Annotated in this window: 24 protein-coding genes; 7 read left to right on the top strand and 17 right to left on the bottom strand. The window is 70.0% G+C overall.

Annotation, left to right across the window (positions count from 1 at the left end; translation table 11 throughout):
* Positions 1-47: 47 nt before the first annotated feature.
* The 6 genes from ftsZ (at position 48) to BM393_RS12385 (ending at position 7,479) form a co-directional block, all read left to right on the top strand.
* Positions 48-1,283 carry a cell division protein FtsZ gene (gene ftsZ / locus BM393_RS12410; protein ID WP_091725997.1) on the top strand — a complete coding sequence of 412 codons (1,236 nt, stop codon included), beginning with the start codon at positions 48-50 and terminating at the stop codon, positions 1,281-1,283.
* A 315-nt stretch (positions 1,284-1,598) separates the two neighbouring features.
* Positions 1,599-3,758, top strand: coding sequence for a sensor histidine kinase (locus BM393_RS12405; RefSeq protein WP_175538320.1), 2,160 nt, complete (start codon positions 1,599-1,601; stop codon positions 3,756-3,758).
* Between the two features lie 24 nt (positions 3,759-3,782).
* Positions 3,783-4,718, top strand: a complete 936-nt coding sequence (gene lpxC, locus BM393_RS12400) for a UDP-3-O-acyl-N-acetylglucosamine deacetylase (protein WP_091725987.1) — start codon at positions 3,783-3,785, stop codon at positions 4,716-4,718.
* A gap of 208 nt (positions 4,719-4,926) precedes the next feature.
* Complete coding sequence (locus BM393_RS12395) at positions 4,927-5,187, top strand: hypothetical protein (protein WP_091725984.1); 261 nt, start codon at positions 4,927-4,929, stop codon at positions 5,185-5,187.
* Entirely contained in the window at positions 5,181-5,366 is a 186-nt protein-coding gene (locus BM393_RS12390) for a hypothetical protein (protein WP_091725981.1), read from the top strand. Before BM393_RS12395 ends, BM393_RS12390 begins: the two co-directional genes overlap by 7 nt.
* A 124-nt stretch (positions 5,367-5,490) precedes the next feature.
* A complete protein-coding gene (locus BM393_RS12385; protein ID WP_091725977.1) occupies positions 5,491-7,479 on the top strand; it encodes a serine protease in 1,989 nt (662 codons plus the stop codon).
* 231 nt (positions 7,480-7,710) lie between these two features.
* On the opposite strand, the gene BM393_RS12380 is transcribed toward BM393_RS12385, so the two are convergent.
* The 7 genes from BM393_RS12380 to BM393_RS12350 form a co-directional block, all read right to left on the bottom strand.
* A complete protein-coding gene (locus BM393_RS12380) occupies positions 7,711-9,498 on the bottom strand; it encodes an ABC transporter ATP-binding protein (RefSeq protein ID WP_254783433.1) in 1,788 nt (595 codons plus the stop codon).
* A complete protein-coding gene (locus BM393_RS12375; protein WP_091725969.1) occupies positions 9,485-11,236 on the bottom strand; it encodes an ABC transporter ATP-binding protein in 1,752 nt (583 codons plus the stop codon). The genes BM393_RS12380 and BM393_RS12375 overlap by 14 nt, the downstream gene beginning before the upstream one ends.
* A 40-nt stretch (positions 11,237-11,276) precedes the next feature.
* Positions 11,277-12,188: an anti-sigma factor gene (locus tag BM393_RS12370; RefSeq protein WP_091725965.1), complete on the bottom strand. Its 912-nt coding sequence runs from the start codon at positions 12,186-12,188 to the stop codon at positions 11,277-11,279.
* Positions 12,189-12,198: 10 nt separating this feature from the next.
* Positions 12,199-12,732: a sigma-70 family RNA polymerase sigma factor gene (locus BM393_RS12365; protein ID WP_091725960.1), complete on the bottom strand. Its 534-nt coding sequence runs from the start codon at positions 12,730-12,732 to the stop codon at positions 12,199-12,201.
* Between the two features lie 39 nt (positions 12,733-12,771).
* Positions 12,772-13,149 carry a hypothetical protein gene (locus BM393_RS12360; protein WP_091725957.1) on the bottom strand — a complete coding sequence of 126 codons (378 nt, stop codon included), beginning with the start codon at positions 13,147-13,149 and terminating at the stop codon, positions 12,772-12,774.
* A 155-nt stretch (positions 13,150-13,304) separates the two neighbouring features.
* Positions 13,305-13,502 carry a type II toxin-antitoxin system HicA family toxin gene (locus tag BM393_RS12355; RefSeq protein WP_091725953.1) on the bottom strand — a complete coding sequence of 66 codons (198 nt, stop codon included), beginning with the start codon at positions 13,500-13,502 and terminating at the stop codon, positions 13,305-13,307.
* Between the two features lie 5 nt (positions 13,503-13,507).
* Positions 13,508-13,786, bottom strand: coding sequence for a DUF1902 domain-containing protein (locus BM393_RS12350; protein WP_217648438.1), 279 nt, complete (start codon positions 13,784-13,786; stop codon positions 13,508-13,510).
* Between the two features lie 156 nt (positions 13,787-13,942).
* On the opposite strand from BM393_RS12350, the gene BM393_RS12345 reads away from it, so the two are divergent.
* Positions 13,943-14,449: a cupin domain-containing protein gene (locus tag BM393_RS12345; RefSeq protein WP_091725949.1), complete on the top strand. Its 507-nt coding sequence runs from the start codon at positions 13,943-13,945 to the stop codon at positions 14,447-14,449.
* A gap of 16 nt (positions 14,450-14,465) precedes the next feature.
* Here BM393_RS12345 and ruvC read toward each other — a convergent pair whose 3' ends face one another.
* The 10 genes from ruvC to BM393_RS12295 form a co-directional block, all read right to left on the bottom strand.
* Entirely contained in the window at positions 14,466-15,014 is a 549-nt protein-coding gene (ruvC, locus tag BM393_RS12340; protein ID WP_091725944.1) for a crossover junction endodeoxyribonuclease RuvC, read from the bottom strand.
* An 11-nt stretch (positions 15,015-15,025) separates the two neighbouring features.
* Positions 15,026-16,012 (bottom strand): phosphatidate cytidylyltransferase, encoded by a 987-nt coding sequence (locus BM393_RS12335; protein ID WP_091725941.1) that lies wholly within the window; start codon positions 16,010-16,012, stop codon positions 15,026-15,028.
* Positions 16,009-16,638 (bottom strand): 1-acyl-sn-glycerol-3-phosphate acyltransferase, encoded by a 630-nt coding sequence (locus BM393_RS12330; protein ID WP_091725938.1) that lies wholly within the window; start codon positions 16,636-16,638, stop codon positions 16,009-16,011. The genes BM393_RS12335 and BM393_RS12330 overlap by 4 nt, the downstream gene beginning before the upstream one ends.
* A gap of 9 nt (positions 16,639-16,647) precedes the next feature.
* The gene (locus BM393_RS12325) at positions 16,648-18,291 is read right to left on the bottom strand and encodes a GMC family oxidoreductase (RefSeq protein ID WP_091725932.1); all 1,644 of its coding nucleotides are present in this window, start codon (positions 18,289-18,291) and stop codon (positions 16,648-16,650) included.
* Positions 18,288-19,697, bottom strand: a complete 1,410-nt coding sequence (locus BM393_RS12320) for a coniferyl aldehyde dehydrogenase (RefSeq protein ID WP_091725929.1) — start codon at positions 19,695-19,697, stop codon at positions 18,288-18,290. Before BM393_RS12320 ends, BM393_RS12325 begins: the two co-directional genes overlap by 4 nt.
* A 210-nt stretch (positions 19,698-19,907) precedes the next feature.
* Positions 19,908-20,432 carry a porin family protein gene (locus tag BM393_RS12315; RefSeq protein WP_091725925.1) on the bottom strand — a complete coding sequence of 175 codons (525 nt, stop codon included), beginning with the start codon at positions 20,430-20,432 and terminating at the stop codon, positions 19,908-19,910.
* Positions 20,433-20,799: 367 nt separating this feature from the next.
* Positions 20,800-22,380, bottom strand: a complete 1,581-nt coding sequence (gene purH, locus BM393_RS12310) for a bifunctional phosphoribosylaminoimidazolecarboxamide formyltransferase/IMP cyclohydrolase (protein ID WP_091731371.1) — start codon at positions 22,378-22,380, stop codon at positions 20,800-20,802.
* Positions 22,381-22,497: 117 nt separating this feature from the next.
* Positions 22,498-22,731, bottom strand: a complete 234-nt coding sequence (locus BM393_RS12305) for a helix-turn-helix domain-containing protein (RefSeq protein ID WP_091725921.1) — start codon at positions 22,729-22,731, stop codon at positions 22,498-22,500.
* Positions 22,728-23,822 carry a tRNA dihydrouridine synthase DusB gene (dusB, locus tag BM393_RS12300; RefSeq protein WP_091725917.1) on the bottom strand — a complete coding sequence of 365 codons (1,095 nt, stop codon included), beginning with the start codon at positions 23,820-23,822 and terminating at the stop codon, positions 22,728-22,730. The genes BM393_RS12305 and dusB overlap by 4 nt, the downstream gene beginning before the upstream one ends.
* 86 nt (positions 23,823-23,908) lie before the next feature.
* Entirely contained in the window at positions 23,909-24,811 is a 903-nt protein-coding gene (locus BM393_RS12295) for an ABC transporter substrate-binding protein (protein ID WP_091725913.1), read from the bottom strand.
* Positions 24,812-24,819 lie beyond the last annotated feature (8 nt).

Here is a 24,819-nt window from a genome sequence, read left to right as displayed (position 1 = left end):
TTCTATTTTGCTGATGGCAACTGCACAATATGGACAGGAGGTTTGATATGGCGATCGAGATGATCGAAGAGTTTGATCAGGGCACCCAGATCAAGGTGATCGGCGTGGGCGGCGGCGGCGGCAACGCGGTCGAGCACATGATCAGCCAAGGTGTCCAGGGCGTGGAATTCATCGTGGCCAACACGGATGCCCAAGCCCTGAATCGCTCCAAGGCCGATCAACTCCTGCAACTGGGCCATACCGGCCTGGGCGCCGGCGCGAAACCCGAGGTCGGCAAATCGGCCGCCGAGGAAGCGGAAGCCCGCATCCGCGAATCCATCACCGGCGCGCACATGCTGTTCATCACCGCCGGCATGGGCGGCGGCACCGGCACCGGCGCGGCGCCGGTGATCGCGCGCGTGGCCAAGGAGATGGGCATCCTGACCGTCGGCGTGGTCACCAAGCCGTTCGAGTTCGAAGGCAACCGCCGTGGCAAGGCCGCGGACCTGGGCCTGCAGGAGCTCGAGGCGAATGTCGATTCGCTGATCGTCGTGCTCAACGACAAGCTGCTGGAAGTGCTGGGCGACGACGTCACGCAGGACCAGGCCTTCGCGCACGCCAACGACGTGCTGAAGAACGCGGTCGGCGGCATCTCCGACATCATCCACATGCCGGGTCTGGTCAACGTCGACTTCGAAGACGTGAAGACCGTGATGAGCGAGCCGGGCAAGGCGATGATGGGCACGGCCGTCGCGGCCGGTCCGGACCGCGCGACCAAGGCCGCCGAAGGCGCCGTGGCCTGCCCGCTGCTGGAAGGCATCGATCTGTCCGGCGCGCGTGGCGTGCTGGTGCTGATCGCGGCAAGCCGCAACAACTTCAAGCTGGCCGAGAGCCGCAACGCGATGACCGCGATCAAGCGCTACGCCGCTGAAGATGCGCACATCATTTACGGCACCGCCTACGACGAATCGCTGGGCGACCAGCTGCGCGTCACCGTGATCGCGACTGGCCTGAGCCAGCGTTCCGCGGCGCGCCAGCAACCGCAGCTCGTCGTCCAGCAGCCGCAGCTGCGCACCGGCACCGACAACATGCCGGTGCTGACGCAGCCGGTGGTGATGCCGGGCAGCGCCGCCGCTCAGGGCGCGCCGGCCGCCGCGCCGATGACGGCTTCGGACTTCGGCGGCATGAGCGTGCCGAGCGTGTGGCGCCACGGCCGCACCGCCGCCGCGAAGGTGGAGGCGCTGTCGTCCAACGGCATGGACGAGATCGAGATCCCGGCCTTCCTGCGCAAGCAGGCGGACTGAGACCGACCTCTTTCTCGAACGCCATCAGCTTGAAGGCCATGTCCCCTCGCGGGGGCATGGCCTCTTTTGCTTTTCGGAAGGCGGAACGACGGCGTCGCTGCGCCCCCATCCTTCGGGGGGAGGCTGTTGCAATTGAATGCTCGTGCCGCTGCGTGAACTTCGGCACACTGGCGCCCGATCACAAGACAGAGCGAATGCATGGTCCAGGGCGAGGATGGAATGTCGGCGGCGAGTGGGCCGGTCGCGCGGGTGCGGCAGGCATGGATGTCGCGTTCCTCGAAGCCGTCGATCCTGGCGTCGTCCATGGCGTCGTCCATGGCGCCGTTCCTCTTGCTCATGGTCTTCGCGCTGATGCTCGCGGCGCCGGTCACTGCGTGGTCTCAAGGGCGTGGCGCGAGTGGCGGTCAGATCGGTCCACCGGGCGATGCCGACAGCGGGACGCGAGCCGCACCGGGCGGCCCGGCCTCGAACGGGACGGCCTCGAGCTCGATGCCGCTCACCGGGGCGACGCGTGACACGCATGCCACGCGGGCGTCGCCCCTGGGGCCGGCGCGACCGGTGCCCGACAGCGGGCCGGCCGCTGGCGCCCAGCGCGCGACCGAGGCCGAGGTCGCGACCAGCGAGTGGACCCAGGACCAACTGAAGGCCTGGTGGCGCGCGCTGCGCGTGATGGACGGCCAGGACGGCGCTCTGCCGCAGGCGCTGCTGCCGCCGTCGGACCCCGCCGCTTGGCAACCGGTGCGGCTGCCTGAATTCCAGCAGCGCGAGGCGACCACCACCACCGGCGCCGCCCCGCGCTTCCAGATGCGCTGGTACCGCCTGCGCTACGCGGCGCCTAACGGGCGCTGGCCCACCAGCGTCGCGCTGTACATGCCGCGCCTGGTGGCGCTGGCCGCAGCGGTGCTGGTCAAGACCGACGACGGCTGGCGGCCGGTCTTCGACAACCAGTCCGGCGCGCGCGAGCAATGGGTGCGGCCCTTGTGGGTGGTGCTGCCGGCGGCGCTGACCGAGATCCAGCAGGCGCGCGAGATCGAGGTGGTCATCGCCGTGCCGGTGATGCAGGCCGGTTATTACTCGGTGTCCAGCGTCTGGCTGGGCGCGCGCGAGGACCTGGAGCCGCGCCACGATCGCCGCTGGGTGCTGCAGATCGGCGTGCCGCAGGCCACCGGGCTGACGCTGGTGACGCTGGGGCTGTTCGCGCTGCTGCTCTGGTTCAAGCGCCGCGAGGATTCCTCCTACCTGCTGTTCTCGCTGGCCACCGTCGCCTGGCTGGTCCGCAACCTGCATTACCACCTGGACCTGCCGCGCACCCGCGACGCGCTCGAGTGGTTCTGGTGGGTGACCCATGCCTCGATGTCGTGGGTGATGCTGCTGACCTTCCTCTTCGCGCTGCGCTTCGCGCGGCAGCGCTTCGCGCGCTTCGAACGCGGCATGGCGCTGTTCGTGCTGGTGTCCAGCCTGGCGTCGATGCCGCTGTGGGGGCGCGGCTTCGACGCCCTGGTGCTGCTGCACATCTGCAATGCGGTGGTGGGCCTGGCGGGCACCGCCTTCGTGGCGAGCGTCGCCTGGCGCCAGGGCACGCGCGAGCTGCGGGTGATGGCGGCGGCGCTGGTGATCGGGGTGGCGCTTGGCGTGCACGACCTCGGCCTGCTGGCGGGCTGGTGGTGGCCGGAGCATGTCTACCTGATGCCGTTCGCGACGCTGGTGATCCTGGCCAGCTTCCTGTATGCGGTGCAGTACCGCTACATCGAGGCGCTGCGCCAGGTCGAGCGCGCCAACGAGGACCTGGCGCAGCGGCTGGAGGAGCGCAGCGTCGAGCTGCGCGCGCAGCACGACAAGCTGCGCGAGGTCGAGCGCCAGCAGGCGCTGCTGCTGGAGCGGCAGCGGATCATGCAGGACATGCACGACGGGCTGGGGTCCTCGCTGCTGTCGGCGATGGTCGCGGTGGAGCAGGGCACGATGCCGCAGGAGCAGGTGGTGGACGTGCTGCGCGAATGCGTGGATGACCTGCGGCTGGTGATCGATTCGCTGGAGCCGGTCGGCCACGACCTGGTGTCGCTGCTGGCGACGATGCGCTACCGGCTGGGCAAGCGGCTGCAGCTGGGCGGCCTCAAGCTGGAATGGGACGTGCACGACCTGCCGCCGCTGGAATGGCTGGAGCCGCCCGACGCGCTGCATGTGCTTCGCCTGATGCAGGAGGCGCTGACCAACGCGCTCAAGCATGCGCGGGCGTCGCGGGTGCGGGTGGTCACGCGCGACCTGGGCAGGCGCGTGGAGATCCGGGTCGAGGACGACGGCGAGGGCTTCGACGTCGGCACGATTTCACAGGGGCGCGGCCTGCGTGGCTTGCAGCGCCGGGCGAAGGTGCTGGGCGGGTCCCTGCGGGTGGACAGCAGCCTGGGGCACGGCACGGTGGTGACGCTGCGCTTGCCGGTGGCGCGCGCGGACCATGAGGCCGTCGTCCAGCAGGGTTGACCCCGATTTGGGAGAATGCCGCCCATGCTCAAGCAACGCACCATCAAATCGCTGACCCGCGCGGTCGGGGTCGGCATCCACAGCGGCCAGAAGGTGGAGATCACCTTGCGGCCCGCGGCGCCTGGCACCGGCATCGTGTTCCGTCGGGTGGACCTGGCCCAGCCGGTCGACATCCCGGTCAACACGCACAGCGTCTGCGACACGCGCATGGCCACCACGATCAGCCCCGGCGGCGATCCCGGCCAGCCCAAGGTGCAGACGATCGAGCACCTGCTGTCGGCTTGCGCGGGCCTGGGCATCGACAACCTGCTGATCGACATCAACGCCGACGAGGTGCCGGTGCTGGACGGGTCGGCGGCGAGCTACGTCTTCCTGCTGCAGAGCGCGGGCATCGAGCTGCAGAACGCGCCCAAGCAGTTCCTGCGGGTGAAGAAGCCGGTGGAGGTGCGCAAGGGCGAGGGCAAGAGCCTGATGTGGGCGAAGCTGGTGCCGCATCACGGCTACACGCTGAGCTTCCAGATTGAGTTCGACAACCCGGCGGTGTCGGCGACGGGCCAGCATTACGTGTTCGACATGGGCAGCGGCCAGTACAAGCGCGAAATCGCCCGGGCGCGCACCTTCGGCATGACCAAGGACATCGAGCTGATGCGCTCGCGCGGGCTGACGCTGGGCGGCAGCATGGACAACGCGATCGTGGTGGACGACTACCGCGTGCTGAATGCCGAGGGGCTGCGCTACGACGACGAGTTCGTGAAGCACAAGATCCTGGACGCGATCGGCGACATGCAGGTGGTGGGGCATCCGCTGCTGGCGGCGTACACCTCGTTCAAGGGCGGGCACGCGCTGAACAACCTGCTGCTGCGCGAACTGCTGGCGGACGCGGAAGCGTACGAGATCGTGACCTTCGAGGACGAGCGCGACGCGCCGGCGGGGTTCGCGGAGTTGGCGCCGGCGTGGTGATGTTGCGCTGAGGCGATTGGGGACGCATGCCGTTGAGTCAGAGCCAGCTGCAGAAGCTGGGCAAACGACTGAAAGGGTGCGTCACCGCGGCCGATCTGAGGTCGCTGGATGACTACCGGCGCTCATTCCTCGCAGCGGCCGGCCAAAAGCATGCAAGCGATCCTGAAAGCTGCAGCACGCTGAGCATTCCGGAACGATTGGAGCTCCGATGATTTTTCTGGTGCATTACGACCGCCGTGCACAGCAACTGCTGCGGTTCGACAAGTACGACGATGCGGACCACGTCCGTGCCGCGGATGATCGGCTGGAGCTGGAGTTGAGCCTTCTGGGCAGCGATCGTGAGAACGAGATCGTGCTGTTCAGCGCAGCGAGCGAGGCGGCGCTGCGGGTGAGTCACGCGCGCTACTTCTATTCGCTCGAAGAGCTCGCGATTGCGGCCGCCCAATCGCAAGGGCCGATGCCATGCTGATCGTCCGCACCGTCATCGCCCTGCTGCTCGTGGCGGGGCTGCTGTGTTTCGCGCTCTACATCGCCACCAAGCGCCCGGTCTGGCGCCGCCGCGCGATCCTGCTGATCAAGTGGACCGTGATCGCCGGCATCGGCGCGTTCTCGGTGCTGATCCTGGAGCGGTTGATCCTGCTGGTGTGACCCCCTGACCGGCCGCCGCCCGCCGCTTCATCCTTCTTCACCCGCTCGACACCACCGCGCAGCTTGTCGACCTCAGCATCCCCCAGCGGCCGGGCCTTCCTCCGGTCGCCATACGGGGGGATGTATGAAAAGGGCACTGGCGGCAATGGTCCGCTTCGGCGGTGTTGGCATTCTTGGCCTGCAGTTCTGCGCTGGCGCCCTCGCGGCGCCGCTGGAGCCCGACATCCAGCGCCAGGTGCGCGAGGCCACCTTCGAGGTCGTCGTGCCCAAGCCGGCCGAGGAGTCCATCCGCTACGACAAGCCCTGGCACGAGCTGCTGCCCTATCAGATGCGCGCCGACAAGTACGTGTCGGTCGGCACCGCCTTCGCCATCGGCGACCACCAATTCGTCACCGCCATGCATGTGCTGATCGCCTCGTTCGGCGATTCGCGCGGCGAGCCGATGCTGCGCGACGCGGCCGGCAAGCTCTATCCGATCGCCCAGGTCACCAAGGGCTCCGTCGACCAGGACTTCGCGGTGTTCACGCTGGCGAATCCGCCGGACAGCGTCGCCGCGCTGCCGCTCAACGAGAAGCCGGTGCTCAACGGCACGGTCTATGCCGTCGGCAACGCGCTCGGCGAGGGCGTCGTCATGCGGGAAGGGAACTACACCTCCGACACGCCGGAGGAGGACAGCGGCCGCTGGTCGTGGATGCGCTTCTCCGCGCCGATCTCCGGCGGCAACAGCGGCGGACCGCTGGTCGACGCCTCGGGCCGCGTGATCGGCATCGTGCGGGCGATGCGCACCACCGAGAACACGCTCAACATCGCCGTCCCCATCGCGCTCGTGAAGCGCGCGCCCGACGGCGTGGTGAGCGCGGACACGCGCGGCGTCACCGGCTTCGCCGTCTTCGACAAGACGCGGTCGGCACGCTTCAAGGTCGACATCCCCGCGCCCAAGCGCTTCGCCGAGCTGTCGCAGGCCTACATGAAAGCGGCCGACGAGTTCAATGCCGCCCAACTGCGGGACCTGCTCGCCGAGAACGCCAACGACACCTTTCCTCGCGGCAACGGCAGCGACCGGCTGCTGCACGGCTTCTACGAGCGCAGCGCGCCCGGCATCGTCGTGCAGAACGGCAACGGCGACTGGGTGATCACGCAGCCGCACTACACGCGGCTCGATCTCGGGCACGAGGGCTGGCAGGACGCGGCCGAGTTCAAGGGCTACCTGGTGTTCCACCGGCACCGGCCCGAGGGCATCGATCCGGCCAAGTGGTATGCCGATCCCCGCATGGTCAGGGACCTGGTGCTCAAGGCGTCACCGGGCACCATCCACGTCAACGCGGAGACGATCAAGGTGGCCTCCTTGGGCAACCCGACCGAGGACACCCGCTTCACCGACGGCTGGGGCCGGGTCTGGCAGGTGCGGCTCTGGCACGTCACGACCTGGTTCGGCAGCGACTGGATGATGGCGTTCGACCTGCCGGTGCCGGATGGCTCGGTCGGTTTCGAGGCCCGGGCGGGCGCGCTGGGCCTGGCCGGGCAGATCGACCGGATGAAGCGGATGACCGGCTTCTTCGCGGCCTCCTACGAAGGCAAGCTGTCCGACTGGAACCGCTTCCTGCAGCAGGGGCCCCTGCTGCCGAAGCCGCTGGCGGAGCCGGTGCTGAAGGTCGACTATGGACGCAGCTTCGCGTTCGACGACCGCCGTCTGGCGTTCACCTACGGGCCCGAGCTGCAGAAGATCGAACCGGGTGGTCGGCTGCGCCTGGACCTCGCCTTCCAGCACGCGCCGGCGGGGGATGAACTCCGCATCGCCGGTGTCGTGGCCTACAACCCCGACGAGAAGACCGAGATCGATGTGTTCCGGCACGCAACGCCCGCCGAGTCCGGCAGCGAGGCGGTGAAGCGCGAGTGGAGCAAGCGGCTGCGTCACGCGCATCCCTATGACGGTGTCGCGGTGAGCGCGAACGACCGGCAGATCATCAGCGCGATCCCCAGCGTCGCGGACGCACAGCCCGCGCCGGAGGTGCTCTACACCTTCCAGTACCGGGCGGAGACCGGCACGCCGCAGGACCAGATGAAGGCCAAGCTCGACCTGCTGATGCAGGCGGCGAAGGTCAACGAGCATTGATGACGTGTTCCGATAAGCGAATATGCGCTGCACATCGATGCGACGCAGCCACTCGAACCACTGTCTTGATGTCCACCCGCGCCAAGCGCAGAATCCGTCCTGCCCTTTGAGGCCATTCCTAGCTTCCAGCCCTTCGGGGAACCTTCTGGAAACCTGCCCTTCGAGGCCCTCGGAAGCCCGGTCGAAAGACCGGGCTTCTTTCGTTTCAGCCGCGGCTCGGCACAGACCTGCTCACTCCTCCAGCGCCTGCAGCTGCACCAGGCGCTGGTAGATGCCGCCCTCGATCGCCATCAGCGCCTCGTGCGTGCCGCGTTCGGACAGGCGGCCGTGGTTGAGCACCACGATCTGGTCGGCATCGCGGATCGTCGACAGGCGGTGCGCGATCGCGATCACCGTCACGCGGCCGCGCAGCGCGCGCAGTGCCTCGCCGACCTGCGCCTCGGTCGCGCTGTCGATGTTGGCCGTCGCCTCGTCGAGCAGCAGGATGCGCGGATTCCCGGCCAGCGCGCGTGCCAGCGCGATCAGCTGCTTCTGCCCGGTGGACACCGCCAGCCCCCCGTCGCCGAGCCGGCTGTCGTAAGCCTGCGGCAGCGCGCTCAGGAAGTCGTGCGCCCGCGCCGCGCGAGCCGCCGCCTCGAGCTGCTCGTCGGGGATCGCCCGGCCCATGCGGATGTTGTCGCGCACGCTGCCGGCGATCAGGTAGGGCTCCTGCGGCACCAGACCGAGCGCCTCGTGGAAGGTCTCGTCCGGCAGTTGGGCCAGCGGCTGGCCGTCGATCAGGATGCGGCCCTGCTGCGGTTGATAGAAGCGTAGCAGCAGCGCCAGCAGCGTCGACTTGCCCGAGCCCGTGTGGCCCGCGATGCCGACGAAGCTGCCGGCGGGGATGTCCAGGTCCAGGTCGCGCAGCACCGGCTGCTCCGGCGTGTAGGCGAAGTGCAGGTGCTCGAAGCGGATCGCGCCGGCGCCGACCACCAGGTCCGGTCGGTGCGAGCGCGGCTCGGACGGCTCGCGCAGCAGTGCGCGCACCCGCGATGCTGCCACCAGCGCCTGCTGCAGTTGGCTGAACTGCATCGTGATCTGGATCAGCGGCTCGACGACCCGGGCGATGTAGGCCAGGAAGGCGTAGAGCAGGCCGACCTCCATCCCCGACAGCTCGCGCTGCCCGAAGCCGTAGATCACCGTCACGATCAGCAGCACGTTGAGCAGGTCCAGCGCCGGCCGCAGCAGCCAGGCATTGGCGCGCAGTTCCTGCACGCGCGCCTGCAGCTGCGCCTGGTTGGCCGTCTCGTAGCGCGCGGCGAAGCGCTGCGCGGCGCCGGCCGACTGCAGCATCGCCATGCCGGCCATGCTCTCGGCCATCTGCGCGTTGAGCTCGGCCCGCAGCGCCCGCGCCTTCTGCACCGGGCCGCTGCTGGCGCGCTGGTAGAGCCAGATGATCCCGGAGCTCGCCGGCACCAGCGCCAGCACGATCAGCATCAGCCGCCAGTCCAGCCAGGCCATCGCGACCAGCGCGCCGGCCACGACGATGGTCGAGTCCAGCATCACGAACAGCACCTGCCGGTACAGGTTGTTGACCGCGTCCGTGTCGTTGGTGATGCGGCTCAGCAGCTGGCCGGTGATGCTGCGGTCGAAGAAGGCCATCGGCTGCGCCAGCACATGGGCGTAGACCTGCTCGCGCAGGCGCAGCACCGAGCGCTGCGCGACCGCCGCCATGCGCCGCAGCTGCGCGTAGCGCAGCAGACTCGCGGCCCAGCCGGCCAGCAGCATCGCGCCCAGCAGCAGCGCCATCGGGCCGAGCGAGAAATCGCGCGGCAGCACGTGGGCGTCGATGAAGTGCTTGCCGAGGATGGGCCCGATGGCCTCGAGCGCGGCCGCCACGACCAGCCAGCCCAGGCCCTTGGCCAGGCCGCGGCGCTCCGGTGCGGCGGCCTGCGCGAGCAGCGCCAGCGCCTCGCGCGGCGAGTGGCGGTCGGGCTGCGTCTTGCCGTCCGTGCCGGACGCGGTCTCAGGCGGCGTCAAGGCTGGCCTCCAGTTGTTGATAACGCCATTGGCCGGCGTACCAGCCGCCCAGGGCGATGAGGTCCTCATGCCGGCCGCGCTCGACGATCCGGCCCTGCTTCAGCACGACGATCTCGTCGGCCTCCATCACCGCCGAGAGCCGGTGGCTGACGATCGCCAGGCTGCGCTCCGGATGGCGCTCCCGCAACTCGCGCCAGTGGTCCAGGATCTGCGTCTCGGTGCCGCTGTCCACGGCCGACAGCGCGTCGTCCAGCAGCAGCACCGGCGCCTGCGCCAGCAGCGCCCGCGCGATCGCGACGCGCTGGCGCTGGCCGCCGGACAGCGTCACGCCGCGCTCGCCGACCAGCGTGTCGTAGCCCTGCGGCAGGCGCGCGATGTCGTCATGGACGGCGGCCAGCTCGGCCACCGCCAGGATCTGCTCGCGCGTCGCGTCCGGGCGCGCGAGCCCGATGTTGTCCGCCACCGAGGCCGAGAACAGGAAGGGCTCCTGCGGCACCCAGGCCAGCCCGCGCCGCAGTGCGTCGAGCCGGATCTCCGGCGCGGGCACGCCGCCCAGGCGCACCGCGCCGGCATCCGGTTCGTACTGCCGGAGCAGCAGCCGCAACAGCGTCGACTTGCCCGAGCCCGTCGCGCCGACGATGCCCAGCGTGCGGCCCGGCGGCAGCGTCAGCGTGATGTCCTCGAGCGCCGGCTGCGCCATGCCGGGATAGCGGAAGGACACGCGGTCCCAGGCGATGTCCGCCTGCGCGGGCAGCTCGCGCGTGCCGGTGTCGACGAGGCCGGCCGGTGCGTCGAGCACCGGCTGCAGCCGCGACCACGCGGCGCGGCCGCGCTCCAGCAGCGACAGCACCCAGCCCGCCGCGAACATCGGCCAGATCAGCTGGCCCAGGTACATCGTGAAGGCGGTCAGCTGGCCGATGGTGATCAGGTTTGTGCCGACCAGCCACGCGCCCACGCCCAGCGCGATCACCGTGGCCGCGCCCAGCGACAGGCCGACGGCGGGTTCGAACATCGCCTCCCAGCGCTGCGCCTGGTAGGCGGCCGCGCCGGCGTCACGCGCGAGCTCGCCGAACTGCGCGCGGCTGCGCCGCACGAGGCCCAGCGCCCGCACGGTGCGCACGCCGGCGAGGCTGTCCTGCACCTGCTGGTTCAGCGCGGAGAAGCGCGTCAGCGAATCGGACCAGGCGACGTGGACCTGCGTCGAGATGCGCCAGAACGCATAGGCCATGAAGGGGAAGGGCACCAGCGCGGCCAGGCCCAGGCGCCAGTCGACGCCGATCGTCATCATCCCGAGCACCAGGATCAGCGTCAGCGAGCCGTCGAAGGCGGCGAGCAGCGCCTCGCCGGCGGCCATCTCGATGGCGTCGACGTCGTTGGTGGCGAGCGCCATCAGATCGCCGGTGCGCTGGGCGTGGAAGAAGGCCGGACCCTGGCGCGTCAGTTGGGCGTAGAGGCGGGTGCGCAGCTGCCGGCCGAGTTCATAGGCGGTGCGGAACAGCGCCAGGCGCCAGCCCACGCGCAGCAGGTAGATCGCCAGGCCGGCGAGCACCAGCAGGCTCAACTGGGCGATCAGGTCCCAGCCGGCGAGGCGGTGCGCGACGAGCGCGTCCACGACATGGCCCACCTGACGCGGGATCCAGACCGTCAGGACGGCGATGGTGCTGAGCATCAGCGCGCTGGCGGCATAGGGCCGCCAATGGCCGCGTATGTGGCCGGCGATCAGGCGTGTGAGCGACATGGCGGCGCATTGTGCCCGCCGGACTTTTCATGCCGAAAGGTCAGGGCGATGAGGCCGCGCGGGCAATCATGCCCATGCGGGCATGGACCAGGTCGGCGAGCACGCGCAGGCGTCTCTCGTCGAAGTTGCCGCTGAGCGCGTAGGCCAGCTTGCCGTCGATCCAGTACAAGCTGCGCGTCGTGCTGCCGCCCTCGGTGCGCTGCGTCAGGCGGAAGGCGACCGGGGCTTCCGGTGATGCCGCGCCGGTGCTGACGTACAGCGTGAAGCGCTCGCCGGCGTCGTTCTCGTACATGAACTGCGCGCGGGCCAGCGCGCCGCCGACGGAGGGGTCGTCGCTCGCGGGCAGCAGGCGGCCGCCGACCAGCTTCCAGCCGTAATCGCGCAGCACCGGGGTGTACAGCTGCGCGCCCAGGCGCTTGCTCAGCCACTGGACGAGGTGGTCCGCCTGGTCGGCACCGACCTCGACGGGGTGGCGCTTTTCCGGCTGGTAGACGGCGTGGGCGATGGCGGCGTCGCGGACGTATTCGGGGACGGTTGGATCGCGGCCCGCCGCGCGCGCGGCGGCTTGGGCGGCGGCCTGCGCGGCGGCCTGCTGCTTGCCCTGCCACCAGCCGTGACCGCCCCAGCCGCCCGCGGCACCCGCGCCCAGGCCCAGCGCCACCAGCAGCGCGGCGGCCCAGGCGCGCGGCCAGGGGGAGGGCGAGGCGACGACGGCGGCCGTGGCCGGCGGGTGCAGCGCGGCGCTCAGGCGCGAGGGCACCGGTTCGTCGAGCCAGTCGCGATGCAGCGCCTGCAGGGCTTCGCGTTGCTCGCGCCAGGCCAGTACCCGCTGTGCGGCGCGCGGCTGGCGCAGCAGCCGGTCGGCGACTTCGGCGGCGTGGGAGGGCTCGAGTTGCCCGTCCACGTAGGCGTGGAGCGTGGCGTCGTCGAGTTCGTGGTCGTCGTGCGTCATGGCGGGGCGCTCATTTCACCACTCGCAGCGGGGGGCGGGCCGGCGCGACGCCGTCCATCGACTGCCGCAGCCGCTCCCGCGCGCGGGACAGCCGCGACATCACCGTGCCTACCGGCACTTCCAGCACCTGGGCGGCGGCCTGGTAGCTGAGTTCCTCGACACAGACCAGCAGCAGGATCTCGCGCGAGGCGGCGGGCAGCGCGGCCAGCGCCCGCTCGAGGTCCAGGCGCAGGGCCACCTGCTGCTGCGGTTCATGGACCAGCGGCTGCGGTGTGTCCTCGTCGTCCAGCGAGTCGTGCAGGGCCTCGCGGGCATCGCGGCGCTGGTTCAGGTAGAGGCGATGCATCAGCGTCAGCAGCCAGTTGCGCAGCGCATCCAGGCGCGTCGGGCCGGGCTCGGCATGGAACAGCGCGCCCTTGCGGGCCGCGCGCTCGAGCGTGTCCTGGAGCAGGTCGTCCGCCCGCGCCGCATCGCCGCACAGCAGCCGCGCGTGGCGGCGCAGGCGCGGTAGCAGCGGCAAGGCTTCGTCGAGGACGAGGGGCATGGGACGGACGGCCTGCGGTCGCGGAAACAGGGGAGCGGTTCAGGGCTTCGCCGTGTGCCAGACCTGGTTGATGCCGTCGCCGCTGCGGTCGCCGGGCTTGGCGTCCTTGACCCAGAAGTACAGCGGCTTGCCCTTGTAGGCCCACTGCTTGGAGCCGTCGTCGCGGGTGATGATGGACCAGTCGCCGCTGGCCTTGTCCTCGGCGCGGGCCATCAGCGGCGGCCAGTTGGTGGCGCACGGCCCGTTGCAGACGCTCTTGCCGGAGCCGGCAGCGTCCTTGTCGAAGGTGTAGAGCGTCATGTCGTTGGCGCCGACCAGCGCGCCGTCCTTGGCCATCGCGGGCGCGGTCTGCGCGGCGGCGAGTCCGGCGGCGGCCATCAGCAGCGCGGCGGCGGTGAGCTTGAGGGTCTTCGTCATGCGGGGTCTCCTGGGTTGGGATCAGGTGGGGGTATTGCATGAACACGGCAGGAAGGCCGGTTATTCCAACTGACTTTCGTCCTTCCGGCGAGGGATCGCCATGGTGGCGGCAGGCCATTGCGATCCGCACCGGGCGCGACGCCCGCGGGGCTGTCTCAGAAGTGCTTGGCCAGGCCGGCCTGGCGCAGGACCGCGTTGGCAAGGTGCCTCGACTTGATCTGGTGATCCACCGGGAAGCGGAGACGGCTCAGCGGGGAAAACCAGATGTCGTGATCGCCCTTGCCGCGGCGCTCGAAACAGCAACCTGCGGCGCGGAGCATCCGGACCAGCTCCGGCGTGAAGCTGGCGCCCATGGGACTCAGCGCAGGTGGATCGAGGTGCTGCTGACGCGCCGCGCCAGCACTTCCATCGACAGCTCCGGACCGTCGGGAAGATGGCCGTTCGCTTCCAGCAGTTCGGGCACGAGGACCTTCAGCTTCGCCTCGAGTGCCTCGAGCGTCTCCGCCTCGGTGGCCAACCCAGGCACGTCCTCCGACGTGGCGACCCAGACCGAGGCCTCGGGATCCCAGTCGGCTTGGATCTGCAGCGGGCGTTTCATTCGCGGATCGTACGCCACCGTCAGTTGGATCGAATGCATGGGTGAACTCCTGCGGTCAGTGGAGGAAGAGCCACATGCTAAGAATCCCTCGCGCTGGCGTCATTGACTTGGGTTTGCCGACGACGGGGGGACACGCTAGCCTGCGATCCCGGGTTCAAGTCAGCCCGCCCCGTCGTCGCGCAAGGAGACCCCCGCATGAACGATCGCGCCCAGGCGCTCGCCGCCCAACTGATCCGCAATTTCCATGAAGTCGAGCTGACCGCGTTCAAGCGGGAGCCGCTGTACGAGTCGCGCTTCGCGCGGCTGGCGCGCGGCACCGCCGCGAGCAAGCTCGGCGCGTCCTATGACATCGTCGAGCCGGGCAAGACCACCTGCCCCTACCACCTGCATCACGCGCAGGAGGAAATGTTCATCGTGCTGGAAGGCTCCGGCACGCTGCGCGTGGCCGGCGAGCGGCTGCCGATCAAGGCCGGCGACGTGATCTTCATCCCCGCCGGTCCCGAGTACCCGCACCACATCATCAACACCTCGGACGCGCCGATCAAATACCTGTCCATCAGCACGATGGAGCAGCCCGAGATCTGCGTCTATCCCGACTCCAACAAATTCATGGCCGAGGCCGGCATCGGTGGCGACCGCCCGTTCGAGGCGCTGCGCAAGGTCGGCGAGGGCGACCTCGACTACTGGCACGACGAGCCCTGAAGCGCCGCCCTGGGCCTCAGTAGGTGCGCGAGCCCTTGAACTGCGCGTGCTGGCGCCGCTGCAGCGTGGTCTGGCGGCTCATCGCGTCGAAGGACACCCGCGCATGCGCGTCCATGATCGCGATGCCCAGCGCGTCGGCCGCGTCCTTGCCCGGCTCGCCGGGCAGCGCCAGCAGCCGCGCCACCATCGCCTGCACCTGCGCCTTGGCCGCGCCGCCGTGACCGGTGATGGCCTTCTTCATCTGCACCGCGGTGTACTCTGACACATGCAGGTCGCAGGACACCAGCGCCGTCAGCGCCGCGCCGCGCGCCTGGCCCAGCAGCAGCGTCGACTGCGGGTTGACGTTGACGAAGATGATCTCCACCGCCGCGCAGGTCGGCTGGTAGCGCGACACCACCTCGCGGATGCCGTCGTAGAGGATCTTGAGCCGGCCGGGCAGGTCGCCGGTCGGCAGCGCGTTGGTCTTGATCGTGCCGCTGGCCACGTAGGCCAGGCGCGGCCCGTCCGCGTCGATCACGCCGAAGCCGGTCGTCTGCAGGCCGGGGTCGATGCCCAGGATGCGCATGGCGGATCTCCTCAGGTCGCGGCGCGGAAGTACCACCGCACCGAATGGAAGAACACCGGCGCCGCGAAGCACATGACCGCGATGCGGTCCAGCAGCCCCACCGCGCCGGTGATCGCGCTGCGGTTGCCCCAGGCATGGATGCCGGCGTCGCGCTTGAGCGCCTGCATCACGAAGACGCCGAAGCTGCCGCACCCGGCCGCGATGAAGGCCGCGATCGCGGCCTGGCCGGCCTTGAAGGGCGTGATCCAGTAAAGCAGCGCGCCGGCGACGGCGGCCGCGAACGCGCCGATCCACCAAGCCTTCATCGTGAACGAGCGGCTGATGCGGCGCGCCACCGGCCGGGCGCGGAAGCGGCTGGTCGCGACCGCCTGGGCGATCTGCCCGCAGGCCACCACCGCCACCAGGAAGAACAGCAGGAAGGCGCCGCGCCCCTGGTACTTGGGGATGTCCAGCAGCAGCAGCGCCGGCGCGTGCGACAGCCCGTAGACGCAGACCATGATGCCCCACTGGATCTTGGCGTTGCGCTCGAGGAAGCGGCCGGGATCGTCCGCCAGCGCGCTGGCCACCGGGATCGCCAGGAAGCCGTAGACCGGGATCAGCACCGAGAACAGGTCGAAGTGGCGCGTGCCCACCAGCACGTACTGCAGCGGCAGGATCACGAAGAAGGCCATGATCAGCCCGCGGTGGTCGGCCCGGCGGGTGTGCAGCAGGGTGATGAACTCGCGGAAGGCGAGGAAGGAGAACACGCCGAACAGCAGCGTCGCCCCGACCGGTCCCGACACCCAGGCGGCCCAGAACAGGCAGGCGCCGACCCACACCATGTTGAGCTCATGCCGGAACCGCGCCCAGCGCGCCTGCCAGGCTTCCTGCTCCTGCTCGGGCCGCTCGCGCAGCGACCACAGCACCGAGCCGATGCTCACCAGCAGCAGCGCGCCGAACAGCACGACGAACAGGAAGGCGACCTGCTCGCCGGTGTTCAATGACTTGAGCCACCTCATTCCTTCCACCCTCCCGGACGCAGCGCCATCACGGCGGCGCGGGCGCGTTCCAGGAACGCGCGCTTGTCCTCGCCGGGCTCGATGCGGATCGGCGCGCCGAAGGTGACGGTGCAGAGGATGGGCACCGGCACGACCTCGCCCTTGGGCATGACGCGCTGGACGTTGTCGATCCAGGTCGGGATCAGCTGCACCTCGGGGAACTGCTCGGAGAGGTGATAGAGGCCGGCCTTGAAGGCCTGCGGCGCGCCCTTGTTGGAGCGCGTGCCCTCCGGGAAGATGACCAGCGAGTCGCCGCCCTGCAGCGCGTCCACCAGCGGCTCGAGCGGATCCTCGTCCGGCGTGGCGCGGGTGCGGCTGACGTAGACGGCGTTGAACACGGCGGTGGTGAGCCAGGTCTTGAGCGCGGAGCTCGTCCAGTAGTCGCGCGCGGCGATCGGGCGGGTACGCGCGCGCAGTTCGCCGGGCAGCGAGGCCCAGATCAGCACCCAGTCGAAATGGCTCTGATGGTTGGCGAAGTAGATGCGTTGTTCCGACGTCGGCGGGCAGCCTTTCCAGTGTCCCTGGGCGCCGGTGATCAGGCGCGCCAGCCAGGACAGGAACAGGCCGGTGATTTCGGCAAGGACCATGGGGCGCGATTATCCCTGCTGGATCATCGCGGCCGCCTTCTCGGCGATCGCCACCACCGGCGCGTTGGTGTTGCCGCTGATGACGCTGGGCATGATCGACGCGTCCACCACGCGCAGCCCGTCCAGGCCGCGCACCCGCAGCCGCTCGTCCACCACCGCCAGCGCGTCAGCGCCCATGCGGCAGGTGCCCACCGGGTGATAGACGGTGTCGACGCGCGCGCGCAGCAGCGCTTCGATCGCCTGGTCGTCGTCGTTACCAGAGCCGGAGCCGTTGCCCTTGCCGTGGTCGCCGACGTTGGCGCTCCACAGCTCGCGCCGCCACAGCGCCCGCATCGCCGGCGCGCGCATCAGGTCGCGCGTCAGCTTGTAGCCCTCGATCAGCTCGCGCACGTCCTCGGGGTGGTCGAGGAAGGCCGGATCGATGCGCGGCGCGGTCAGCGGATCGGCGCTCGCCAGCGTCAGGGCGCCGCGGCTGCGCGGACGCAGCAGGCACACGTGGCAGGACATCCCATGGCCCAGGTGCAGTCGCCGCGCATGGTCCTCCACCAGCGCCACCACCAGGTGCAGCTGCACGTTGGGCGCCGGCAGGCCGGGGCGCGTCGAGAGGAACCCGCCGCATTCGGCGAAGTTGCTGGTGACGAGGCCGCGCCGCTCGCGGCGGTAGCGCCGGGCCTGCTGCAGGAAGGACCAGCCGCCGCGCAGCGACAGCCCGGCCAGTTCGAGCCGGTCCGAGGCGTAGCCGAAGACGAAGTCCGGATGGTCGTGCAGGTTGCGACCGACGCCCGGCAGGTGGTGCGCCACCGGCAGGCCCAGCGCCTGCAGCGCGGCGCCGTCGCCGATGCCCGAGCACATCAGCAACTGCGGCGACTGCAGCGCCCCCGCGCAGACGAGCACCTCGCGCGCCGCGCGCAACGTCCGACGCTGGCCGCCTTGCAGCACCTCCACGCCGATCGCGCGCCGGCCTTCCAGCAGCAGCTTCAGCGCGCGTGCGCCGGTCTCCACGCGCAGGTTGGGGCGCTGGCCGAGGATCGGATGCAGGTAGCCGCGGGCGACGCTCCAGCGCTCGCCCTCGTGCTGCGTGACCTGGTAGACGCCCAGGCCCACCATGTCGTCGCCGTTGAAGTCCTCGCGCACCGGATGGCCGCATTCACGCGCGGCGGCTAGCCAGGCCGCGTGCACCGGGCTGTCGGTGCGCAGGTCGCCGACGCGCAGCGGGCCGTCCTGCCCGTGCCACGGCGCGCCGAAACGCGCGTTGTGCTCGGCCTTCACGAAGTACGGCAGCAGCTCGTCGTAACCCCAGCCCGGATTGCCCGCCGCCGCCCAGGCGTCGTAGTCGCTGCGATGTCCGCGCGTGTAGACCATCGCGTTGATCGCCGAGGAACCGCCCAGCGCCTTGCCGCGCGGCTGGTAGCCGCGCCGCCCGTTCAGGCCGGCCTGCGGCACGGTCTCGAAGCCCCAGTTGTTGAGCCTGGCCGCGACCTGCAGCACGCCGGCGAAGGGCGTCCGCGTGATCCAGCCGTCGCCGCGGCCGCCGGCTTCCAGCAGCAGCACGCGGCAGGCGGGGTCCTCGCTGAGCCGGCTGGCCAGCACCGCGCCCGCGGAGCCGCCGCCGACGATCACGATGTCGGCGTCGACGCGGTCCGCGGCGCTCATGTGATCTTCTTCAGCAGGCCGAGCAGGCGGTCGAAGGTCCGGCCATAGGGCGGATGGAACAACCGGGTGCCGGCGAAGCGCGTCTGCAGGAAGACCGGCTTGAGCTTGCTGAAGGTGTTGAAGCCCCAAACGCCGTGATACGCGCCCATGCCGCTGGCGCCGACGCCGCCGAAGGGCTGCTCCTCCTGGCCCAGGTGCCAGATGCAGTCGTTGACGGTGACGCCGCCGGCCACGGTGCGGGCCAGCACGTCCTCGCGCGCGGCCCGGTCCTCGCCGAACCAGTAGAGCGCCAGCGGGCGGTCGCCCGCGTTGACCTGCGCGATCGCCTCGGACACGTGGCCGTAGGGCACGATGGGCAGCAGCGGGCCGAAGATCTCCTCGCGCATCACCGTCATGTCGGGCGTCGTGCCCAGCAGCAGCGTGGGCACGAGGCGGCGATCGGCCGGTGCCTCGTCGTGCGTCGGACGCAGCGTCGCGCCGCGGGCGCGGGCGTCGTCCAGCAGGCCGCGCAGCCGCGCATGGTGGCGCGGGCTGACGATGGCGGTGTAGTCGGGGTTGCCGTCGATGCGCGGATAGAAGCGCCGCACCGCCGCCACGATCGCGTCGGCCAGCGGCTGCACCAGCTCCTTGGGCGCCAGCACGTAGTCCGGCGCGACGCAGGTCTGGCCGGCGTTGAGCAGCTTGCCGAAGGCGATCCGCTCGGCGGCCAGCGCGAGATCGGCGCTGCGGTCGACGATCGCGGGCGACTTGCCGCCCAGCTCCAGCGTCACCGGCGTCAGGCGCTGCGCCGCGGCCTGCGCCACCAGCCGGCCCACCGGCGTCGAGCCGGTGAAGAACAGGTGATCGAAGGGCAGGTGGGTGAAGGCCTTGCCGACCTCGGCGTCGCCGGTGACGACGGTCATCTCGTCGGGCGCGAAGTGCTCGGCGACGAGCCGCGCCATCAACGCCGACGTCGCGGGCGTCAGCTCGGAGGGCTTGATCATCACGCGGTTGCCCGCGGCCAGCGCGGCGAGCGCCGGCGCCATCGCCAGGTAGTACGGATAGTTCCAGGGCGCCACGATGCCCACCACGCCGAGCGGCTGCGGCATCAGGCGGTTGGACGCGGGCAGGAAGTGCAGCGCGGTCGGCGCGCGCCGCACGGCCATCCAGCGCTTGAGGTGCCGGATCGCGTGGCGCGCGCCGGACTCGACGGTGAAGAGGTCGGCCAGCAGGCTCTCATGCCGCGAGCGGTGGCCGAAGTCCCGGGACATCGCCTCGGCCAGGTCCTGCGCATGTGTGGCGGTCATGCGCCGCAGCCGCTCCAGCCGGTCGCGACGCTGCGCGAGCGAGGGCAGGCGTTCACGGTCGAAGGCCGCGCGCTGCTGCTCCAGGATCAGGTGCAGGCGCTCGTGCAGGGCTTGGTCCATCGCGTGTCTCCGCCGGATGCTTGGAATGAGCCGAAGGCTATGCGCATTCGCGTGGCGGGCCAAGCGCGTCGACCCTGGACTAGAGGGGCGCGACTAGCCGTGGCGGATCCGGTGCGTGCCGGCGCGCCAAAAGAAAAAGCCCGGCCGGAGCCGGGCTTTCAATTCGGGCCGATGAAGGCCCGGTCGGATCGCGCGAGGCGATCGCGACGATCAGAAACGGTAGCCCACGCTCAGCGTGAAGCCGTCGGCCTTGATGCCGTCCTTCTTGTAATAGCGCATGTAGTCGACAGCGCCGTAGATCGACTTGTCGAAGTTGTACTTCGCGCCCAGGCCGTAGGCAAAGCTGCCGCCGCTGTCGGAGATGGAGCCGTCTTCGTCAGAAGCCTTGATCTTGCTGTGGGCGTAGCCCAGGCGGCCGAAGACTTCGAACTGGTCGAAGGCGTACTTCGGGGTCACGAACAGGCCGTAGCTGTGCGGGATCTTGATCTTGGCGCCGCCGACGGTGTCGTCCGACACGCCGAAGGCCAGCATGCCTTCGATGGCGACGTTCGGGTGCACGTCGTAGCCGACGATGCCGCGGATGGCGCCCGGCTTGGCCGACAGGCCGCCGTCAGCCTTCACCTTGACGAAGGTGTAGCCCAGTTCGCCGTACAGCGGGGCTTGGGTCTGGGTCTGTGCTTGAGCGGCGCCGGCGGCCAGCAGGGCGGCGGCGACGATGGCGGAAATCTTGGTCATTCGAATACTTCTCTCTAAAGAAAAATCGCATCTCGGCGATGCGGGGCGAAAGGTATCAACGCCGCACTTGGCCGGTCAATGCAAGAGGTCACGCTGCGGTAAAAAAGTGCATATGGAGTTGCAGGCTCGCGACGCAAATGAGTGGGTGCCTAGGCCCCGTATCCCCAATCAGAGTGGGTCCGCTCTGCAGAACGTACATGCATTGATGCGGTCTTAACGGCAGAGATGTGTCAGGGATGCGCCGCCAGCGAGGGCACCGGTAACGGCGACGCGCCAAGCAAAAGGCCCGGCGCGAGGGCCGGGCCTGAAGCGGAGCGGAGCGCGCGCGGGGCGGGCAAGACCCGGCCCCCGGCGCAGGCGCAGGCGCTCAATGGCGGAAGTGGCGTACGCCGGTGAAGACCATCGCGATGCCGCGCTCGTTGGCCGCGGCGATGACTTCGTCGTCGCGCATCGAGCCGCCCGGCTGGATCACGCAGGAGGCGCCCGCGTCGGCCAGCACGTCCAGGCCGTCGCGGAACGGGAAGAACGCATCGCTGGCCACCGCCGAGCCGGCCAGCGCCAGGCCGGCGTTCTCCGCCTTGATCGACGCGATGCGCGCCGAGTCGATGCGGCTCATCTGGCCCGCGCCCACGCCCAGCGTCATGCCATTGCCGCAGAACACGATCGCGTTGCTCTTGACGTACTGCGCGACAGTCCACGCGAACATCAGGTCATCGAGCTGCTGCGCCGTCGGCTGCAGCGTGGTGACGACCTTCAGGTCGGCCTTGGACAGGAAGTGGTTGTCGGCGGTCTGCACCAGCAGGCCCGAACCGACGCGCTTGACGTCCTGCGCGTTGCGGCCCTGGTCCCAGGGGCGCGCGCCGCCCGGCGGCAGCGCGATCTCGAGCAGGCGCACGTTGACCTTGCCCTTGAAGATCTCGCGCGCCTCGGCGCTGAAGGACGGCGCCATCAGCACCTCGACGAACTGCTTGGACACCAGCTCGGCCGCGGCGCGGTCCACCTCGCGGTTGAACGCGATGATGCCGCCGAAGGCGCTGGTCGGATCGGTCTTGAAGGCCTTCGCGTAGGCATCGGCGGCGCTCGCCGCGACGGCCACGCCGCAGGGATTCGCGTGCTTGACGATCACGCAGGCCGGCGTGTCGAAGCTCTTCACGCACTCCCAGGCGGCGTCCGCGTCGGCGATGTTGTTGTAGCTGAGCTCCTTGCCCTGCAACTGCTTGCCGGTCACCAGCGAGCCGGGCGCCGGATACAGGTCGCGGTAGAGCGCGGCGGTCTGGTGCGAGTTCTCGCCGTAGCGCAGGTCCTGCACCTTCACGAAGCTGCTGTTCATCTGCGCCGGGTACTCGGCCAGCGAGCCGTCGTCCAGGCGCGCGCTCAGGTAGTTGCTGATGGCCGCGTCGTACTGCGCGATGCGGTTGAACGCGGCCACCGACGCGGCGAAGCGCGTCTTGTCGCTGGTCTTGCCGTGGGCCTTGAGTTCCTCGAGCACCTGCGCGTACTGCGACGCGTCGGTCAGCACCGTCACGTCCTTCCAGTTCTTGGCCGCGCTGCGGACCATGGCCGGGCCGCCGATGTCGATGTTCTCGATCGCGTCCTCCAGCGTGCAGCCGGGCTTGGCGACGGTGGACTCGAAGGGATAGAGATTCACCGCCAGGATGTCGATGGTGTCGATGCCGTGCTGCTGGATCGCGGCGACGTGCTCGGGCAGGTCGCGGCGCGCCAGCAGGCCGCCGTGGATCTTCGGATGCAGCGTCTTGACGCGGCCGTCCAGCATCTCGGGGAAGCCGGTGTGCTGGGCGACCTCGGTCACCGGCAGGCCGGCGTCGGCCAGCAGCTTGGCGGTGCCGCCGGTGGACAGCAGGCGCACGTTCAGCGCATGCAGCGCCTGGGCGAATTCGACGATGCCGGTCTTGTCGGAGACCGAGATCAGGGCGGTGAGTTGGGCCATGAACATTCCTTCGATGCGGGGGGATTCGGGTGTGACCAAGCGGAACGCGGAGATCCGGCTTTGCCGGGCTCCCGCGTTCGCCCCTTGAGGGGCCGGCGGAAGCCGGTAGGGGTGGTCTTAGATCAACTTATGCTCGACGAGCTTGCGGCGCAGGGTGTTGCGGTTGATGCCCAGCCATTCGGCGGCCTTGCTCTGGTTGCCGTCGCTGTGCTGCATGACGACCTCCAGCAGCGGTTTCTCGACGAGCCGGATCAGCATCTCGTGCATCGAGTGCGGTGCCTCGCCGCCGAGGTCGCGGAAGTAGGCCTCCAGGTTTTCGCGGATGCAGGAGTCGATCGGTTTGGGCGTCATGCCGTGAGCCTTCTTTCTTGGTCTTCGTCTTGGTGTTGTCCGTCGTTCGCGGCGTCATCGGCGGCCGGCACGTAGGGCAGGCGCTCGTGGTGGGCCGCCAGCGCATCGAGCCAGTCGGTGAGCGCGCGGACCTGGTCGTCGCAGGTCTCGAGCGCGTTCATGCGGCGCCGGAAGTCTTCGCCGCCGGGCAGCGCCCGCACCGCCCAGCCGATGTGCTTGCGCGCGCTGCGCATGCCGGTGAGCTCGCCGTACAGCGCGTAGTGGTCGTGCAGGTGCTCGACCAGCCAGCGCTTGGCGTCGGCGACGCGGGGCGCCGGCAGTTCCTCGCCGGTGGCGAGGAAGTGCGCGATCTCCGCGAAGATCCAGGGCCGCCCCTGCGCCGCGCGGCCGACCATGATCGCGTCGGCGCCGGTGGCGGCCAGCACTTCGCGGGCCTTGCGCGGGGTGTCGATGTCGCCGTTGGCGACGACCGGGATGCGCAGCGCGGCCTTGACCGCGGCGATGGTGTCGTATTCGGCGTGGCCGGTGTAGCCCTGCTCGCGGGTGCGGCCGTGCACGGTCACCATCGCGATGCCGGCGGACTCCGCCGCCCGGGCCAGCGCCACCGCGTTCTTCTCGGCCTGGCACCAGCCGGTGCGCATCTTCAGCGTCACCGGCACGCCGCGCGGCGCGCAGGCGGCGACCACGGCCTCCACGATCTGCAGCGCCAGCGCCTCGTCCTGCATCAGCGCCGAGCCCGCCCACTTGTTGCAGACCTTCTTGGCGGGGCAGCCCATGTTGATGTCGATGATCTGCGCGCCGCGGTCGATGTTGTAGGCGGCGGCCTCGGCCATCATGGCCGCGTCGGTGCCGGCGATCTGCACCGAGATCGGCGCCGGCTCGCCCTCATGGTTGGCGCGGCGGGAGGTCTTCAGGCTGTTCCACAGGTCCTTGCGCGAGGTCACCATCTCGCTGACCGCGTAGCCCGCGCCCAGCTTCTTGCACAGGACGCGGAAGGGCCGGTCGGTCACGCCCGCCATCGGGGCGACGAACAGACGGTTCGGCAGGACGAAGGAACCCAGCGTGAGCGTGCCGGGCAGCGGCGTGGACATCGGGAGCGGTGCGGAGGCTGCACAAAAAAGAGGCAGAAGTATACCGCTCCGGCTTCCCCTCCCGATCCCTCCGGCGGGTGGGGCCGTCAGGGCGACGGCTGCTTGCGCCAGAGCACGAAGCCCTGCTCGACCAGCCGGTTCATCACCCGTTCCTGCGACAGCTTGTAGACCGCGCGGGCGAGGCGGCCGCGCAGCTCGGGGGTGTTGCAGCGCGAGCGGTGGGACAGCGTCAGGTACAGGCCCTCGCGCGCGATCGCCGGCAGCAGCGGCTGGATCGCCGGCCCGCCGTTGCGCGCGACATAGGCCTCGGCCGGCGTGTCCTCGTAGATCAGGTAGTCGGCGCGGCCGCGCTGCAGCATCTGGATCGCCTGCTCGATGCTCGCGACCTGGCTGATCTTGAGCGACTGGCGCGCGTAGTTGTCGAACTCGACGCCGAAGCTGTTGTTGATCACCGTAACGCCCAGCTTGGGCGCGAGGTCGCTCCAGCGCTTGTACGCCACCGGTGCGGCGCTGCGGGTCCAGATCACGCTGCGCGTCTCGCGGAAAGCCGGGTGGAAGTAGTCCATGTACTCGGTGCGCGGCAGCGTGAAGAAGGCGCCCGCGATCAGGTCGATGCGACCGGCGCGCATCTCCTCCTGCACCCGGCCCCAGGGGCCGACGTAGCGGGTCTCGACCGGGATGCCGATCTCGGCCGCGAGCCACTGCATCAGGTCGGCATTGGCGCCGACCAGCTTCTGCTCGTCGGCCGGGTCGCGCCACAGGTAGGGCGGGTACTGGGGGTTGCCCGAGGCGACCAGCAGCGGACAGCCCGGGATGGGAGGCAGCGGGCTGGCCGGACCGGGCGCCGCGCTTGCCTGTGCGGAAGCGGACGGCGGGGCGGTCTGCGCCCGGGCGGTCGCGGCGGGGGACAGGCGGCCGTCGTGCCCCGGACCCGCGAGGGCCAGGCCGATCAGCGCGAACGACGAGACGGCAAGGCGGCGCAAGGACATGGTCTTCA

Origin of the sequence: Mitsuaria sp. PDC51 (assembly GCF_900113225.1) — a bacterium.
Taxonomy (GTDB): Bacteria; Pseudomonadota; Gammaproteobacteria; order Burkholderiales; family Burkholderiaceae_C; genus Roseateles.
Note: the sequence above shows the minus strand (reverse complement) of the source record. Positions and strands in the feature narration are given on the sequence as shown.